This window comes from Gimesia chilikensis, assembly GCF_007744075.1.
Lineage (GTDB): Bacteria > Planctomycetota > Planctomycetia > Planctomycetales > Planctomycetaceae > Gimesia > Gimesia chilikensis_A.
Genome location: NZ_CP036266.1, coordinates 503253 through 519680, shown reverse-complemented (window position 1 = coordinate 519680; position 16428 = coordinate 503253). Strand labels below are relative to the sequence as shown.

Here is a 16428-nt window from a genome sequence, read left to right as displayed (position 1 = left end):
TTACACAACATCCCATCTATTCTACAGTGTGCAAACCAGAAATAATTTCTCTTACCTCACCTGCGATAGCACAACGAATCCATGATGACGCGTTCGAAACCGACCAAAGACCTCAAACCCTATTTTCAGACTCTCGAAGACCTGGAAGGCCCTTTCGACTGGGCTGCCTTTTTTGGCAATGACAATCCGGTGGTTCTGGACGTAGGTGCCGGCCGCGGTCTGTTTCTGTTCAATTCCAGCGGTGAGCACCCGGAGAAAAACTTTCTGGGGATGGAGATCGACTACCGCGAAGGGCGCCGCGCTGCAACCCGGTTACTGAAGTCCGCGCGTCCCAATGCACGTGTGCTGGGCGGAGATGCGAGGGTTGCTTTCGACAAGTTCATCCCCGACTCCTCTGTTTCCGAAGTACATGTCTACTTTCCCGATCCTTGGTGGAAGAAGCGTCATCACAAACGCCGGATTTTTACCGACGTGTTTGTGGAACGGGTCACCAAAGCATTAAAGAATGGCGGTGAGCTGCACTTCTGGACGGACGTGGAAGAATACTACGAACGGGTCGTTAACCTGATGGATCACGCGCCCCAGTTCATCAAACGGGAAGCCCCCGAGGAAAAACTCCCGGAACACGACATGGATTTCCAGACCAGCTTCGAACGAAAAAAACGCAAGGAAGGCTGGATTATTCACCGTGGTCTCTGGGAACTCAGCAAGTAATTCACAACGACTTCAGTTGTCCAGCACCGCCTGCTGCAGATCGATGGGACGGTTAAACCGGGACCGCCGATCGATGTGATACCACCAGATTCCGCGCACCGGATAAAACATCACTGACCGCACGTACTCATGCTGCCGCTGCATGCTTGCCAGATAGGATTCCTCAAACTCGGGAAACTCGTGACACAGTTCCAGGTGTTTGATCCGAATCAGATCCTCAACCGCTGAGGCATGCTTCTCATACAAGGGCTCGATCTGTTCGATGCCGAACGACTGCACGAAACGGCGGGGCGGCGCGGGAAAAATCAGCGACTCCCGGTCATTGGCAGTCAGCAGTGAATAGTCATCCACAAACAGGGTTGTGAAATTGTGGAACCGCCCGTAAGGAGAGAGAGTCACCTGAAAATAGGTGGCACTCTCGACGTGTTCCCACACCAGAATAAAATTCTGCTGCCAGCGATAAACGCCGGCTTCCTGAAACTGGCGGGAGCGGGCCCACTCCGATTCCGAACCACATTTACCGGTATAGTAATCGCAGGCTTCCTCCTCGGGCATCAGGATCAGCTGGGGAGACCGCATGTGCTGAATCGCGTAATAGATCAGAATCGGGATCAACACAAACAGGTAGCCGACGAACATGACCGCCAGCAGGAGTAACACATTAATCAGGTTGGCATTAGCCAGCATAGTCAACTTCCGGGCGGGTAGCCTTGTCTAAACGGCAACAGAAAAAGAGTTCAATCGTCCTTTATCTTCTCACCCAGCCGGTCAATTTTCCAGCCTAAAAGTTTCGCGTTAATTTTGTCACTCAATGCGTGACACATTTCCAGAAAGACATCTGTCGCCCGATCCTCATTCAACTCGTGGGCAGAAAACTGTTTCAGCGTATGCTGTCTCAGGCTGGTTACGTCATCCAGCAACGCGATGAGTGCCGGACCATCCTGCGGTTTATTGCCATCGAATTTCATCTGCTGATTCTCGATTTCAACCAGTTGCCTGATGTAGCTGTCCAGCCGATGTTCTTTCGATTTTTCACGGCGTTTCCGGAACCAATGGAACAGCAGGTAACCGGCAATCAATATGGACACGATGAAAGAACGCATCCCTTCGGTCGCCTCGACGAATTCGGAATTCATAAACGGCTTGAGCTCGGGATTGTAAACATGATCTGCCCCGTCGTGCATCGGAAACCCCTGGTTCTCACGGGCGAAGGTCTGCCCCTTGGCGGACAGCTCATTCAGATGCACCTGTCGGGAAAAATTCTGATGCAGTACCTGTGTTGTTACCTCGGTAATCAGATCGTCCGAAACCGATTCCCTGGTCAACAGCAGAGCACCACAGGCGACCGTGGGCAGATTCCGCTCGGGAACGACGCTTTGCTTTCGGGAATACATGCCTGCCGGAATCTCATACGGATAGAACTGAGTTTCCCTCCGCGTCAGGGCACCGATATACGGAATTTCGAGCAGTCGATACTGACCGGTCTGCAGCAGTTTCTGTAAGAGCGGCGCTTCTACTCCCACCGTCACGATAGCGGCATCCAGCTTCTTCTCACCAAACTCCTCTTCAATCTCCAGATACGACAGATAGGCAGGCTTGATTTCATCCAGGTCCAGCTGAAGATGCTCCAGCAAAGGCAAGCTGGCAGCCAGATCGCCTGAGCCCGGCTGCCCGATCGCAACCCGTTTGCCTTTCAGATCATTCACATTTCTGACTTCAGAATTGAGAGGTACAATCACATGCACGGCCTGGGAAAACAGATTGGCGATGAAACAGATTTCGTCCGTCTCAACCGGGCCAGCCTGCCTGGGAGCCGCGGGCCCGGGCTTGCGTTCGATCAGCACATACTCAGCCCCCGGCTGGTAAAAGCCCAGATCGGCTTTGCCTGATCTCAACAACTTCATATTCTCCAGCGAGCCCTCTGTCTGCAGGATCTCGACTTCAATCGGTAACTGTTCCTGCAACCTCGCTTTGAGCTGTTCTGCGACCCCGTAATAACGCCCTTCCGGGTGACCGGCGGCGATGGTGATCCGGTCCGGTAAGGCGGTCATCCAGCGGTAGGTCTGATGCAAAATTACCGGCAGGGAGATCAGGAGAACGACGACCAGGATCTTGAGGATAGTACGTCTCATATGTCACTTCTTCGATGTATTCTCAAAAATAGTAATTCGGATAACCAACGGTAAAATGTGCACAGAATATCATACCCGTTTTGAGGCCGGTTATCTGCTTTTCAGCAGGAAATTGCAGCTTCAGTTACAGAGAAACGGATCAGACACCCGGGGTGCTGAAACTGTTTGCTGATTTCCCCAGTTTGCAGTGTCATTTGCCTTGGCGCTATTTTTTGGCGAACTATGCTAAGGGACGATACCTCTGTATCATGAGGGGATTATTGTGACTCCCCTGCCCTGTATCCCTTATTTTGAATAAGTGAGTGAATTCCATGTACCGAGTCCTGATCACGGACAATCTTTCGCCAGCTGGTCTCAAAATCCTCGAAGACAACCCGGAAATCGAAGTTGACGTTCGTTCCGGCCTCTCGCCGGAAGAAGTACGGGAAGCACTCAAGTCCGCTGATGGTATCATCATTCGCAGTGCCACCAAGCTGACTGAAGAGATTCTCCAGGGGCAGCCCCGTCTGAAAGCCATCGTCCGGGCCGGAGTCGGTGTCGATAACATCGACCGCGTCGCTGCGACTCGCGAGGGCATCATCGTCATGAATACCCCCGCCGGAAACACCACCAGTACCGCCGAGCAGACTATCGCCCTGATGATGGCCCTCGCCCGGAACATCGGTCCCGCTTATGCCACCATGAAAGAAGGCAAGTGGGAACGCAAGAAACTGACCGGAACCCAGGTCGCCGGCAAGACTCTGGCCGTCATCGGTCTGGGTCGCATCGGTCTCTCTGTCGCCCAGCGGGCACAGGGACTGGAAATGAAAGTCATCGGCTACGACCCGTTCATGTCAGCCGAACGTGCCGCCGAGTTTGGCATCGAGCTTTACAAAGAAGTCGATGAGATCGTCAAGCACTGTGACTTCCTGACCGTGCACACTCCGCTGACTGACGAAACCCGTGATTTGATCAACGCCGAACGGATCGCCACCATGCGTCCCGGAGTAAGAATCATCAACTGTGCCCGCGGTGGAATCATCAACGAAGACGATCTGGCAGATGCTCTGGAATCTGGCAAAGTTGCCGGCGCTGCCTGTGACGTATTCACCCAGGAGCCGCCGGAAAACCGTCGCCTGATCGACGCTCCCAACATGCTGGCCACACCTCACCTGGGTGCTTCGACAGACGAAGCTCAAGAGATGGTCGCCCTGGAAGCAGCCGAGATCATCACTGACTTCCTGACGAAGAACGAAATCCGGCACGCCATCAACATGATTCCGGTCTCCGGTGCAGAAATGGCGGACCTCAAACCGCACATTGAACTGGGACATCGCCTGGGACTGTTCCTGTCACAGCAGACCTCAGGCAGCCTCAAAAAAGTACAGATCCAGTACCGTGGCGAAGTCGCCGAAAAACAGACCAAGCTGATCACATCCAGCTTTACTGCCGGCCTGCTCTCTCATTCATTCGAGGCCGAAATCAACATCGTGAATGCCACCGTCTTCGCCAAAGATCGGGGCATCGACATTTCGGAAGACAAGTCCACCGAAGTCGGCACGCTTTCCACCCTGATCTCTGCAACCGTTGAGACTGAGGATGGCAAGTTTTCCGCCGCCGGTACTATCTTTGGCCAGGACTTCCTGCGTCTCACCAAACTGGACGAGTTCTACCTCGATGGCTATCTCGATGGCAACCTGCTGATCTACCGTCACAATGACGTGCCCGGCCTGATCGGTTATATCGGCACCGTGCTCGGCAATCACAAAGTCAACATCGCTCACATGGCTCTGGGACGTCTCCAGAATCAGCCCGGTGGTGAAGCAATCGCTGTGCTGAACGTGGACGGCGATGTTCCTGACGAAGCCATCGCGGAAGTCTCCAGCCACAAAGATGTTTCCTGCGTGAAACTCATCAAAATGCCACCAGCCACTGCTCCCCTCTCCTGGTTGCAGTAAGCTTATACAGGCTTCATAGCCGCTTCATCAGTTCGTTTTTAAGCCGATGAAGCGGCTCAGCCTTTTCTGCTAAAAATCCGCCTAGTCCCGGGAAAGTATTTGAACCCCAGGGTCCCTCCTGCATAAAATATCTGCGATAGAGGTACGTACCTGCCTAATTGAGTTTATTCCTCAAATTCCAATTGACTGCGGAATCTGTTAGGTTATCATTCCCGACAATTCGAATAGTTGAATCTACTTAAGTCGCTTCGGTTCTTATAGTACCTCAAAGTTTGCCATAACCTTGTTCAGAGTTCTGGAGGGTGGGCGGCGTATGATTTCAGCAAGTTCCGGGAAGGCGCTCTCGAGTGCCATGCAGGCGAGCGTACTGGCGCTCAATAAGACTTATTCGCCAGTCCACGTGATCTCTGCCAAGCGGGCCTTCTGCCTGCTCAGCAAAGATATCGCTGAGGTCATCAGTGTCGAAGACGGCACCTTCATGAACTACGACTTCAGCTCCTGGATCGAAATCAGTGGATTACGTTCGGAGTTCAACGAACGCAGCGAACTCGAAGACTGGATCCTCACCGTCAATTACGAAATCCAGGTTCCCCGCGTCGTCCGGTTACTCCGCTATGACCGCATCCCCAACAATACCATCAAGTTCAATCGACGTAACATTTTCATCCGCGACAGTTATCGCTGTCAGTACTGCCAGAAGAAATTCAACGTCAAACAGCTCAGCCTGGATCACGTCGTCCCCCGCTCGCATGGCGGCGGCATGAGCTGGGAAAACATTGTCAGCGCCTGTCGTCGCTGTAACACCAAAAAAGGGGGCCGCACCCCGACCCAAGCCGGTATGAAACTTCTTCAGAAACCGGCCAAGCCCAGCCGCAACCCGGTACTCCTGCAGCAGGTGAAACAGGCGAAATATGAATGCTGGAAAAATTTTGTCGGCACCAAAGAACTCATCAACTGTGACTGATCATTCGGTTCCAGCCCCTTAGCCTGCCCCTGCTTTTCCAGCCTCTCCCGCACTCAAATCTTGTCACCTGCTCCCGCATAATCGACATATTCCCTCTGTTCCTCTGCTCGATTTGTGCTGAATTTACGGGCCATGGTTCCACTGGCTCTCTCAACCGTCTATATTACGAGACGAATAATCAACATCCCCGCTGAAAGTCTACGCACCAGAAAGCCTCAGGAATCAGGAATGTCGTCTTCTCCGTTAAACGTCGCCATTATTGGCATGGGAACCGTTGGTAGCGGTGTCGCAAAAATTCTTCTGGAACGAGCCGATCAGATGACCACCCGCGCCGGGCGTCCGATTCATCTGAAACGGGCCGTCGTTCGCGATCTTTCCCGGCCCCGCGATATTGAGCTGGCCGAGGGTGTCCTGACCGACGATATCGACTCTGTCCTGAATGACGATTCCATCGATGTCATCATCCAGCTGGTGGGGGGAATTGATCCCGCTTACGACATCATGCTGCGTGCCCTGGAAAGCGGTAAAGATGTCGTCACCGCAAACAAAGCCCTGCTCTGCGAAAAAGGGGAAAGCCTTTATCAGCGTGCCCGGGAACTGGGCCGTTGCATCTGCTTTGAAGCAGCCGTCGCCGGCGGTGTTCCTCTGATCGAAACAGTTACCCAGGCGATGTCCGCCAACCAGATCACTTCTATCGAAGCGATTCTGAACGGCACCAGCAACTACATCCTGACTCAGATGTTTTCCCACGATGTCAGCTACGATGACGCCGTCAAAAGTGCCCAGGAAATCGGCTACGCGGAAGCCGACCCTGCAATGGACGTCGATGGCACCGATGCAGCCCAGAAACTGGGGATCCTCGTCCAGCTCTCACTGGGTATCAAGGTCAGCCTGGATCAGTTTCTGCGACAGGGAATCGATACGCTGTCCCTGGCGGACCTGAAATACGCCGACGAACTTGGCTACACGGTTAAACTGCTGGCGGTCGCTAATCTGATCGACGGTCAACTGGAAATGCATGCCCAGCCGACGCTGATCCGCAACGACAATCCGCTGGCCCATGTCGAAGACGCCTACAACAAAATCGCCCTCGAAGGCGATGCAGTCGGCAAGATCTGGCTCTCCGGAATGGGAGCCGGACAGATGGCAACAGCCTCCGCAGTCGTCGCGAATCTGATCGATGTCGCCGTCGGAAGAGCCGCAATTACATTCCCCAGGCTCGACCTGTGGAATCCCCGGCACGATATCAAGATCATGCCGCGTGAAGAGATTTCACGTCGCTACTTCCTGCGGCTGAATGTAGAAGACCGCCCGCACGTTCTGGCAGATATTACGAACGTGCTGGGCGATCATGAAATCAGCATCGCCAGCCTGGTCCAGCATGAGGCACCAGAAGTCGATCCAAACGAAAGCTATCCGATTGTGCCTCTGGTCATCATGACTCACCAGACCACCGAAGGTCGTTTCCAGGCAGCCAGCCGGGAACTGGAACAGCTTACCTGTATCCGCTCTCCGTTTGTCCGGATGCCGGTCAACGACTGATCTGTCGCAGCCTTATTCTTTCTTTTCAGCAGCAGCCTCTTTCTCCGGTTTGGCTGCTGCTTCTTTTTTCTCCTCGGGCTTTTCCTCAGCCTTTGTTTCAGGCGGTTTTTCTGCCCCTTCTTTCTCGGCTGGTTTTTCACCTTCCGCTTTCTCAGCTTCGGGCTTCGCTTCTCCCTCAGCCGGTTTCTCGCCAACAACGGTCGCTTTTTTGATGTAGTCCAGCATCGGAAATTGCTGTTTCAGATAGGCATTGCCCTGAGCACGAAGCCGCATCTGATCGGGACCTGCTCCTCCGGGAGCCCCTTCACCGTAACCATTGTAGAGTGAATCGACGACATCCATGCCTTTAATCACCTTCGCGAAGGGAGAAAAGCCCATGTTGTCCAGATTGGAATTATCGCCGAAGTTGATGAAGAACTGGGTGGAGCGGGAATCCGGCAGTCCGGTTTTCGCAAACGAGACATACCCGCGTTTGTTCGACTCAACCACGGGATCATCCATGATATTGTTATCGGCCCACTTCGCATGCACGGCGGGATCACCTTGAATCCCGACCTGGGCCATGAAGCCGTCGATCACGCGAAAGAAAGCCACATCGTTGTAAAAACCTTCTTCGACGAGCTTCTTGAACCGCTCTGCACCACGGGGTGACCAGGCGGGGTGCACTTCCAGCAGGATGTCACCTTTGGTGGTGTTTAAGAGAACCTGAAAATTTTCGGCATCCGAGGTGGCCGGCTTTTCGCCAGCTGCTTCGGGAACTTCAGCATCGCCGGCCGTGGGAGTTTCACTGGTACATCCCACCAGGCAGGGCAGCAACAGGCATAACGCGAAGAGGGTGATACGTAACATCAAATCTTTCCTTAAGTTTATCTGACTGAATTCAATAAAATGAAACTGATTAAGCTCGCTTAACTGTTTTTGATTTCCTGGCTGAGTTGCTCGAACTCGTCCCGCAACACCGGCATCGCCCCGGATTGACTGGCCACCAGGCCTCCCACACGATTGGCAAACAATGCTGCCCGATCCCAGGACCAACCCAGCAGGCGTCGTGAAATTAGAGCAGCGGTAAACGCATCGCCGGCTCCCACCGCATCAGCCACTTCGACTGGTGTCCCGGGAATATCATAGACTTCGCCTTCCGCGTAGATCAGGCATCCCTGTGAGCCACGGGTAATACAGATCGCCTCGACTCCGTAATCTGCCTGCAGCTGATCCGCGAATTTTTGCAGGTCGTCTTGAGAGACTCCCAAGAGTTCCGACAGAACCTCGACCTCATCCTGGTTCAGTTTCACGACGCGGGCCGCTTTGAGTGATCGCTCGATCCAGTCCCGATCGTAATACTTCTGCCTGAGGTTAATATCGTAGACGACCAGGCAGTCATCGCTGGTCGCTGCCAGGCACTGATGAATTGCCTCTCGTGAGTCGGCATCGCGCTGCGCCAGTGTTCCGAAGCACACGGCCCGGGCGTCGCCCATCAGTGTCGCCAGCGGAGCGGTAAAGTCAAGATGATCCCAGGCGACCTGTTCATGAATCGTATACTGCGGATCGTTGGCGTCGGTGAACTCCACCGTCACCGTTCCGGTCGGGTAGTTCTCATCGACCTGCACGTAATCCGTGGAGAGCTGTTGTTTTTTGAGAAAATCGAGCAGTTCCCGCCCCAGATCATCCTGGCCGACGCGCGTAACTACGGTCCCCCTGCATCCCAGTTGATTAGCCTGAAAAGCGACATTCGCAGGTGCCCCGCCCGGTCGGCGGTCATCACCAAAACAATCCCAGAGTAATTCACCTAAACCAATTACCAGCGGGAGTGACGCAGAATTATTCATGGAACTCCGATTCCATTCTTGTTGATTTCAATTACACTGTTGATCAGTAATTCAATAAACCCGTCCAACAGCATTTCAGTTCATCTCTGCTGATACCATACCATATTCCGGGATACAAATTCCATGCATCGTATTTATGAATACCATCATTTGGTGACCAATGATGAAATCGACGGGCTGGGCCACGTCAACAATGTCGTTTACCTCAAATGGCTGCAGGACGCCGCTGTCGCTCACTCCGGTGCCAACGGCTGGCCCGCCCGCCGCTATCGCGAACAGGGAATCGGCTGGGTCGCCCGCAGTCACTTCATCGAATACCTGCAGCCCGCGTTCGTCGATCAGGAAATCATCGTGCAAACTTGGATCTCCAATCTGCAGAAAGTCAAATCCCTGCGCAAATATCGCATCATCCGTCCCGCTGATTCCGAACTGCTCGTCCGAGCCGAGACCAACTGGGCCTTCGTGAATTACCAGTCCCTCTCCCCCTGCCGCATCCCCACTGAGGTCTCGGAATGTTTCTCCGTCGTCTCCGATGAAGAGGCCCCCGAGCAGACTGCATTTTCTGAGAAGTTCACGGACAAAACGTGATTTCTCGATCGCGGCCTGCTACGCTATTAACAATCAGAGCTCCCTGGAACAGCGAGCCTTCCCGATCACACTTCCCGTTGCCCATCACGGTGTGCCATGACTGACCAACCCTATGAGAAACTAGGCGCCTTCTACCTCGGTAAAGAATACGATCTCCCCACCGGGTCGCTCACCGACAACCTCGTCCTCTACGACAGCAAAGACCTCACGACCCACGCGGTCTGTGTCGGCATGACGGGCAGTGGCAAGACGGGCCTCTGTCTCTCGCTGCTCGAAGAAGCCGCCATCGACGACATTCCCGTGATCGCCATCGACCCCAAGGGGGACCTCGGCAACCTGCTGCTCAACTTCCCCGATCTGAAACCAGCCGACTTCCGTCCCTGGATTGAAGAAAGCGAAGCGGTCCGCAAGGGAAAGACACCCGATGAATACGCCCGCGCAACCGCAGACCTCTGGAAGAAAGGCCTCGCCGACTGGCAGCAGGACGCCGACCGCATCGCCCGGCTCCGTGACGCTGTCGACATGGCCATCTACACCCCGGGCAGCAGCGCTGGCCTGCCCATCTCGGTCCTCAAATCGTTTGACGCCCCCAGCGATGCGGTCCTCAACGACAGCGACGCCCTGCGGGATCGGATCCTCTCCGCCGTCTCCGGACTGCTGGCCCTGCTCAAAATCGATGCCGACCCGATCAACAGCCGCGAACATATTCTGATCTCCAATCTGCTCAACCAGGCCTGGAAAGAGAAACGCAACCTCTCGGTCGCCAGCCTGATCCAGGAAATCCAGGCGCCCCCGTTCGACAAGATCGGCTTCCTCGACCTGGAAACCTTCTACCCCGCCAAAGACCGGATGGCCCTCTCTCTGCAGTTGAACAACCTGCTCGCCTCCCCCGGCTTCGAGGCCTGGATGCAGGGCGAAGCACTCAACATCGCCAACCTGCTGACGACCCGCGCAGGCAAGCCACGCATCTCGATCCTCTCCATCGCCCACCTCTCGGATTCCGAGCGGATGTTCTTCGTCACCGTCCTGCTCAACGAAGTCCTGGCCTGGGTCCGCAGCCAGTCGGGAACGTCCAGCCTCCGCGCCATCCTCTACATGGACGAAGTCTACGGCTACTTCCCCCCGACCGCGAATCCCCCTTCCAAAACGCCCATGCTGACCCTGCTCAAACAGGCCCGCGCCTTTGGACTGGGCGTCGTCCTCTCTACCCAGAACCCCGTCGACCTCGACTACAAAGGGCTCTCCAATACAGGCACCTGGTTCATCGGTCGTCTGCAGACCGAGCGAGACAAGGCCCGCGTGCTGGACGGCCTGGAAAGCGCATCGGGAACCGCAGGCAGCCAGTTCCACCGTCAGCAGATGGAAGCCATCCTCTCCGACCTCGGTAGCCGCGTCTTCCTGCTGCACAACGTTCATGAAGATGCCCCTGTCGTCTTCCACACCCGCTGGGCCCTCTCGTACCTCCGTGGCCCCCTGACACGCACACAGATCCAGACCCTCATGGATCCCCGCAAGCAGGCGCTCGCCGACGAAACCCTAACCACGGTCACCAGCGCCCCGAGCACCGCCGAACCCACAACCGCAGCCGAGCCCGATCAGCCACCGTTGATCCCCCCCGACATCAAACAACGCGTCTTCCGTGCCTCCAGCATGCTCCCCCAGGGGAGCAGACTGGTCTACCGGCCTGGCGTGCTCGGCCTGGCGAAGCTCCGCTATGCCGATGCCAAATCGAAATTCGACCTCTGGCAGGATGTCGCTCTGTTGATCTCCCTCACCGGCGATGTCCCCGAGAGCCTCTGGGAAGAGGCCACCCCCATCCCCGTCGGCGATCTCGACTACCAGGACCAGCCCGCAGACCAGGCCCGTTTCGCCGGCGTCGACACCGCTCTGACTCGCAACAAAAAATACACCACCTGGGAAAAAGATCTGAAGAACTACCTCTACCAGGAACGTCCGCTGAAACTCTGGTTCAGCGCCGATCCCAAACTCTACTCCGATCCGGACGAAACCGAAGCCGACTTCCGCGCCCGGCTCAAACTACTCCTGCGCGAAGAACGCGATCTGCAGATCGAAAAACTCCGCGCGAAATACGCTTCCAAACTCGAGACCATCCAGAATCGCATTCGCACTGCAGAAGAACGCGTTGCCCGCGAAGAGTCCCAGTACAGCGACAAAAAAATGAGCTCCTTCCTCTCCATTGGCACCACCATCTTTGGTGCCATCATGGGTCGTAAAATCGCCAGCGCGACGAACGTCCGCAAAGCCTCCACCGCGGCCCGCAGCGTCGGTCGCGCCGCTAAGGAATACGACGACATCGAACGTGCCCAGGAAGCCCTCAAAGTCCAGCAGCAGAAATACGAGGAGCTCGAAGCCGAGTTCCAGCAGGAACTGGATGAGCTCGAAGCCCCCATCCGTCCCGAGGACCTCGAAATCGAAGAGTACCTCGTCCGCCCCCGCAAATCCGACCTGATGATCAACGAAGTCGCCTTGACCTGGCTCCCCTGGTCCGTCGACGAAGCCACCGGCATCAGCGAACCCCTCTACCGACGGGAAGACGTCCGTTAGGCGTCCCCGTCAGTCGGCTTGAGAACAACCTCACGATTTCCAGTTCCCTTCTGTTCCATTTCCCTGAACAGTTTGACCTTGATCGGCTCCTCCCGAACCGTAATTTATCGCAATTGTGCTTCGCGCGCGAGGCGGACGATGCGAGCACTGGAACACGACGCACCTGTGACTCAGATCCACCTGAATCGCCGTCGATTTTTCCAGTTTTTCACCAGCACAAACGGAACCGGTTCCCGATGTCTCGTAGAATTTCAAATCATTTCGGAGCACTTTCAGAGCATTTCGCGCGACACTCACCAGCAACTCCCCCCCTTTCAAATCAGAATCAAAGCACAATTCCCCTTGACCCCCGCACGCCATTCAACAAGATCACACAACATCACAACAAAAGTCTGAAGTTCAGGAAATCAGTTCAAATAACCGGGTAACCCCGAATGCAATTCGGGGCGAGCCCCGTGAGCAGGAGGTCACAGCTATCAAAATCAAGCCACGTTCGAACCACCCACCCCAAACCGGAAATGAACAGCAGCCGAAGCAATCCTGCCCCCGTCTTGTAAGGAACCCGGACTGCAATAAAAACCAATTAGCCGCAGGGCATTAGCCCCGGTTGAAACCATGATCGCCAGCACGCACCCAAATCCAGAACCGGCTCACCCCGAATGAAACCCGGACCGAGCGCAGCGAGCAGGACATCACAGCTCAATCAATCAATTCACAACCGAGTCCCCCATCCCCAACCGCAGGGTACGGACCCATGTATCCGCCCGCCTGGCGACTGAGGCTTCAATGCAGACTCCCCAGGGAATCCCATTCAAAGACCAAACCAACCATTTTACAAAAAAGAAACTCACCCCTATAGCTGAAAATTGCTAAGCTGAAGGAAGATGGATTGCGAAAGCAGTGTTCGAAAGCCCGATCTTGTTCCTGTCATATTATCTGTCCAGAGAATGGGTCTGCGTCAGAAACCGCATTGAGCATTGCACACCAACAAAGAATGGATCTCAATCTGGTGCTTCGTCAAGTTTGAAATTAAGGGCGGGGAGTGTTGTTATGTGCTCTGTTGTCGCACTCCCGTGATCGCCATCATCCCAAAATTCATCAATAGAGCAGCGGACATAGATTGTCATATGAGATTTCAAGCTCGACATGGCACTACATTTATTTTCATGGAGTGTGAGATGCTTTCCTGGAATCGTACTCTGGAAATCAGCTTAATTTTGTTCATCGCCACTCTTGCAAGGAATTCTTGCGCTGCGGAACAGGAACTCTTCATTCAGCAATGGGGGCTTGCATCTGCCGATCGTGTTGACGACTATGACTCTGAATCAGGACATCTGCTGACGAGACATCAGGCAAGTGCTGTTTTGTGGGATGTCAAAACGGGACTCGCGTTGCGGCAGTATCCGTTCAACACCAGAAATTTCTCTGCAAGGTTCTTGCAAAACGGTCGCGTGTTATTGAAGTCATCAGAGATGGTGAGGCTGTTGAATAAGCAGAATGGAGAAGTCATACGCGATATCGACCTCACCAGGTATAAATACTCTAATTATTCCAACATCCTGTTGATCAACAACGGGCAGCCAGTTTTCGTCGCTTCCTGCGGACCAGAAACGATTCGTGTCTGGAATCTGGAAACAGGCGAAACTCTTAACGAATTTCCGACAGAGGGAGAAATCAGCGCAGCGAAGCTCTCACCTGATCAACAATTCTTGTTAGCAGGTTCTGGTAACATTGGAATTCTGTGGAATTTAAAAACAGGGAAAGTACAACAGCGGTTCTGTTCTCCCATTAGAATTCGCACCGTTGAGTTCAACGACGATGGCAGCAGATTTCTCACCATAGGATCAGGCGAATTCTGGTACACACCGCGTGTGATCGTCTGGGAGACAGCGACGGTATTTCCCTTGCTCTCTATTCCACGAACTGCACTTGATGCCGACTTTGTGAATGATGAGATTTTGTTGAATTACCCCCAGGGAAAAGTGGAACTCTGGCCCTTGGATCGGCATGAAAAAGCCCCTCCCAAAGAGAAATGGCCGACCTATCAGTCATCAACAGACAATCGCTGGTGGGTCACAAGGAATCATTGGCGGTTGCACGTTGATTCGACGCAGAAAACCATAAGCCTGCATGGCCCGCTACCCGATTCTCCTACGATTGAGATCCCCACCCAGACGTCGTTGTTTGCGGCAGCATACCATCTTCCCCTGGCATTCTCGCCATCAGGTCGCTGGCTGCTGACAGGCAAATCAGGCTGGGGGAATCCGGGGCAACCCAGCGCCATCTGGGATCTGAAACTGGGGGAGTTGAAATATCATTTGAAGAATATCGACTATGGCTCTTTTCATCCCACTGAAGACAAAGTACTTCTTCGGGATAATGAATTAAGAATCATGGACCTGACCTCAGGCGAGGTCCTGCAATCACTGCAAAGAGAAAAAGGAGACTCTTACTTTGAAGGGGCATTCACGTCTGCTCAGTTTTCTAAAGCTGGGAAACACGTGCTTATCTCAGTGGGAGACTGGTATGACGGAAACGGTGGAGGGATTCTCATCTGGAATCTTCAGACTGGTAAAATTGAACGAGACTATGCCAGATCGAGCAAAGCAGTCATCTACGCCGGTTGGAACTCAGACGAATCGAAAATCGTCGCTGCACTGACACCAGGCAACGATGGAAGTGCCGGCATTGACGAGATCAGAGTAATCGATGCCAGGACTGGAGGGTCGCTGCAAACGAGGATGTTTCCTGATTCAGGAATCGGAGTCGGCGGCGTTAATCCGTCAGGGAATTTGATTACAGCAACTTCCTATAAGTTGATCAGAAACAAATTGCCAGCCAACGGTTCGACTATGCAATACACGACTTCTTTACTGGCAATTGACGATCTCGAACAACACCGCGCCGACTTACCCGGGCAACATCTCTTCTGGAACAGGAATGGCAGCATTGCCGGATACATTCCGAGTCGCGGCAAGCTGAGCTTCTTCGATCTGGAAGAAAATGAGACCCTTTACTCGCGTGCGACTTCGCTGAGCAAGTGGCCTGGAGTTCTCTTTCACCCCGGCCAACTTCTCATCGCAGGTTCACCAGGACCTCCACGTCAATCGGTGGAGACTGTCAGTGACTCTGTCGGCTTTGAACAGACTCTGACTGGTGATCTGGAGGCAGAATTGTTCCTCTTTTACGGCTCTGATGATTGGCTGATTAAAACGAAATCCGGATTCGTGAACGGATCGCCCGGTGGATTACGCCGCGCAACAAGTCGAGTCCCGGGGACGCTACAAGTCAGTTATGGAGCCGACTTCACTGATTCGATCACCAGGCCGCAGGCGGTCGGCAAAGCACTCACTCAATCGCTTGCGGACGACTTGAACCTGAAAGCAGAACTACGAAAGTTACCACAGCACGACATCCCCAATCTCGCCCCAACCTCCAAGGCAAAACCACAAAAGTATGACGACCCCACAAAACGGCTCAAAGAGATTTCAGAGCAACTGAAAGCCGCAGGAGCGAAAATCAAACAGGCTCAATTCAGCGGGATCACCTACGTGCATCTCGAAGGTCATCCGGTTACCGACGACCTCATCAAACAACTTCGCTGGGCTGGAAATATTGATCGCCTCTATCTGGCAGAGACCGGAATCACCGATCAACAACTCGATGAAATTGGGATTCTGAAGGATGTCAAAAGGATGTCGCTGTGGGGGAATCCAATTACCGACGCCGGTCTCTCAGAACTGACTGCCATGTGGAGTCTGGAAGTCCTGGACATTCATGATACCAGGATCACCGCAGCCGGTTTGAATCAGTTGCGAATGCTTCCGGATCTGAAAACGCTCATCATCCCAGCGAACATCAATGTAAACGAACTTGCTCCATTGAAAACTCAGCGACCTGATTTGGAACTTCTTCTGCGATAAACAGCGCGATCTTGAGCCATTTCCCTGACGGTTTTACAGAGTATAACCATCAAGTTAATTGTCATCGGACGATCTGACTCGGCAGAACGGAAAAGTAAAAAGGGTGAGCCCGGATGCAATCCGGGCCGAGCGCAGCGAGCACGAAATCACAGCTCAATCGATCAATCCACAACCGAGCCCCCACCCCAAACCGTAGGGTACGGACCCATGTGTCCGCCCGCCTGGCGACTGTGGCTG

Annotated in this window: 11 protein-coding genes; 7 read left to right on the top strand and 4 right to left on the bottom strand. The window is 54.0% G+C overall.

The window, feature by feature from the left end; translation table 11 throughout:
• Nucleotides 1-81: 81 nt before the first annotated feature.
• Nucleotides 82-714 carry a tRNA (guanosine(46)-N7)-methyltransferase TrmB gene (trmB, locus tag HG66A1_RS02080; protein ID WP_232106737.1) on the top strand — a complete coding sequence of 211 codons (633 nt, stop codon included), beginning with the start codon at nucleotides 82-84 and terminating at the stop codon, nucleotides 712-714.
• Between the two features lie 12 nt (nucleotides 715-726).
• Here the strand turns inward: trmB and HG66A1_RS02075 are convergent, their stop codons facing one another.
• Together HG66A1_RS02075 and HG66A1_RS02070 are read right to left on the bottom strand one after the other, a co-directional pair.
• Nucleotides 727-1401 carry a hypothetical protein gene (locus tag HG66A1_RS02075; RefSeq protein ID WP_145180390.1) on the bottom strand — a complete coding sequence of 225 codons (675 nt, stop codon included), beginning with the start codon at nucleotides 1399-1401 and terminating at the stop codon, nucleotides 727-729.
• Between the two features lie 50 nt (nucleotides 1402-1451).
• Nucleotides 1452-2846, bottom strand: coding sequence for a TAXI family TRAP transporter solute-binding subunit (locus HG66A1_RS02070; RefSeq protein ID WP_145180388.1), 1395 nt, complete (start codon nucleotides 2844-2846; stop codon nucleotides 1452-1454).
• A 311-nt stretch (nucleotides 2847-3157) separates the two neighbouring features.
• Here HG66A1_RS02070 and serA point away from each other — a divergent pair, with 311 nt between their 5' ends.
• From serA to HG66A1_RS02055, 3 genes are all read left to right on the top strand, one after another.
• On the top strand, nucleotides 3158-4783 hold the full coding sequence (serA, locus tag HG66A1_RS02065) for a phosphoglycerate dehydrogenase (protein WP_145180386.1): 1626 nt from the start codon (nucleotides 3158-3160) through the stop codon (nucleotides 4781-4783).
• 313 nt (nucleotides 4784-5096) lie between these two features.
• Nucleotides 5097-5747 (top strand): HNH endonuclease, encoded by a 651-nt coding sequence (locus HG66A1_RS02060; RefSeq protein ID WP_145180384.1) that lies wholly within the window; start codon nucleotides 5097-5099, stop codon nucleotides 5745-5747.
• A 228-nt stretch (nucleotides 5748-5975) separates the two neighbouring features.
• Nucleotides 5976-7289 (top strand): homoserine dehydrogenase, encoded by a 1314-nt coding sequence (locus tag HG66A1_RS02055; protein ID WP_145180382.1) that lies wholly within the window; start codon nucleotides 5976-5978, stop codon nucleotides 7287-7289.
• A 12-nt stretch (nucleotides 7290-7301) separates the two neighbouring features.
• Here the strand turns inward: HG66A1_RS02055 and HG66A1_RS02050 are convergent, their stop codons facing one another.
• Together HG66A1_RS02050 and HG66A1_RS02045 are read right to left on the bottom strand one after the other, a co-directional pair.
• Nucleotides 7302-8138: a peptidylprolyl isomerase gene (locus HG66A1_RS02050; protein ID WP_145180380.1), complete on the bottom strand. Its 837-nt coding sequence runs from the start codon at nucleotides 8136-8138 to the stop codon at nucleotides 7302-7304.
• Nucleotides 8139-8197: 59 nt separating this feature from the next.
• The gene (locus tag HG66A1_RS02045; RefSeq protein ID WP_145180378.1) at nucleotides 8198-9115 is read right to left on the bottom strand and encodes a carbohydrate kinase family protein; all 918 of its coding nucleotides are present in this window, start codon (nucleotides 9113-9115) and stop codon (nucleotides 8198-8200) included.
• A 123-nt stretch (nucleotides 9116-9238) separates the two neighbouring features.
• Here HG66A1_RS02045 and HG66A1_RS02040 point away from each other — a divergent pair, with 123 nt between their 5' ends.
• The 3 genes from HG66A1_RS02040 to HG66A1_RS02030 all read left to right on the top strand — a co-directional run bounded on the left by HG66A1_RS02040 (nucleotide 9239) and on the right by HG66A1_RS02030 (nucleotide 16191).
• Nucleotides 9239-9703, top strand: a complete 465-nt coding sequence (locus HG66A1_RS02040) for an acyl-CoA thioesterase (RefSeq protein ID WP_145180376.1) — start codon at nucleotides 9239-9241, stop codon at nucleotides 9701-9703.
• 96 nt (nucleotides 9704-9799) lie between these two features.
• Nucleotides 9800-12268, top strand: coding sequence for a helicase HerA domain-containing protein (locus HG66A1_RS02035; RefSeq protein ID WP_145180374.1), 2469 nt, complete (start codon nucleotides 9800-9802; stop codon nucleotides 12266-12268).
• 1484 nt (nucleotides 12269-13752) lie between these two features.
• Nucleotides 13753-16191, top strand: coding sequence for a WD40 repeat domain-containing protein (locus tag HG66A1_RS02030; protein WP_145180372.1), 2439 nt, complete (start codon nucleotides 13753-13755; stop codon nucleotides 16189-16191).
• Nucleotides 16192-16428 lie beyond the last annotated feature (237 nt).

What these genes read in the sequence shown, in the direction of transcription:
- HG66A1_RS02045 (WP_145180378.1), bottom strand. Translation starts at nt 9,115, where the DNA reads ATGAATAATTCTGCGTCACTCCCGCTGGTAATTGGTTTAGGTGAATTA.
- trmB (WP_232106737.1), top strand. Translation starts at nt 82, where the DNA reads ATGATGACGCGTTCGAAACCGACCAAAGACCTCAAACCCTATTTTCAG.
- HG66A1_RS02070 (WP_145180388.1), bottom strand. Translation starts at nt 2,846, where the DNA reads ATGAGACGTACTATCCTCAAGATCCTGGTCGTCGTTCTCCTGATCTCC.
- HG66A1_RS02035 (WP_145180374.1), top strand. Translation starts at nt 9,800, where the DNA reads ATGACTGACCAACCCTATGAGAAACTAGGCGCCTTCTACCTCGGTAAA.
- HG66A1_RS02050 (WP_145180380.1), bottom strand. Translation starts at nt 8,138, where the DNA reads ATGTTACGTATCACCCTCTTCGCGTTATGCCTGTTGCTGCCCTGCCTG.
- serA (WP_145180386.1), top strand. Translation starts at nt 3,158, where the DNA reads ATGTACCGAGTCCTGATCACGGACAATCTTTCGCCAGCTGGTCTCAAA.
- HG66A1_RS02055 (WP_145180382.1), top strand. Translation starts at nt 5,976, where the DNA reads ATGTCGTCTTCTCCGTTAAACGTCGCCATTATTGGCATGGGAACCGTT.
- HG66A1_RS02040 (WP_145180376.1), top strand. Translation starts at nt 9,239, where the DNA reads ATGCATCGTATTTATGAATACCATCATTTGGTGACCAATGATGAAATC.
- HG66A1_RS02060 (WP_145180384.1), top strand. Translation starts at nt 5,097, where the DNA reads ATGATTTCAGCAAGTTCCGGGAAGGCGCTCTCGAGTGCCATGCAGGCG.
- HG66A1_RS02075 (WP_145180390.1), bottom strand. Translation starts at nt 1,401, where the DNA reads ATGCTGGCTAATGCCAACCTGATTAATGTGTTACTCCTGCTGGCGGTC.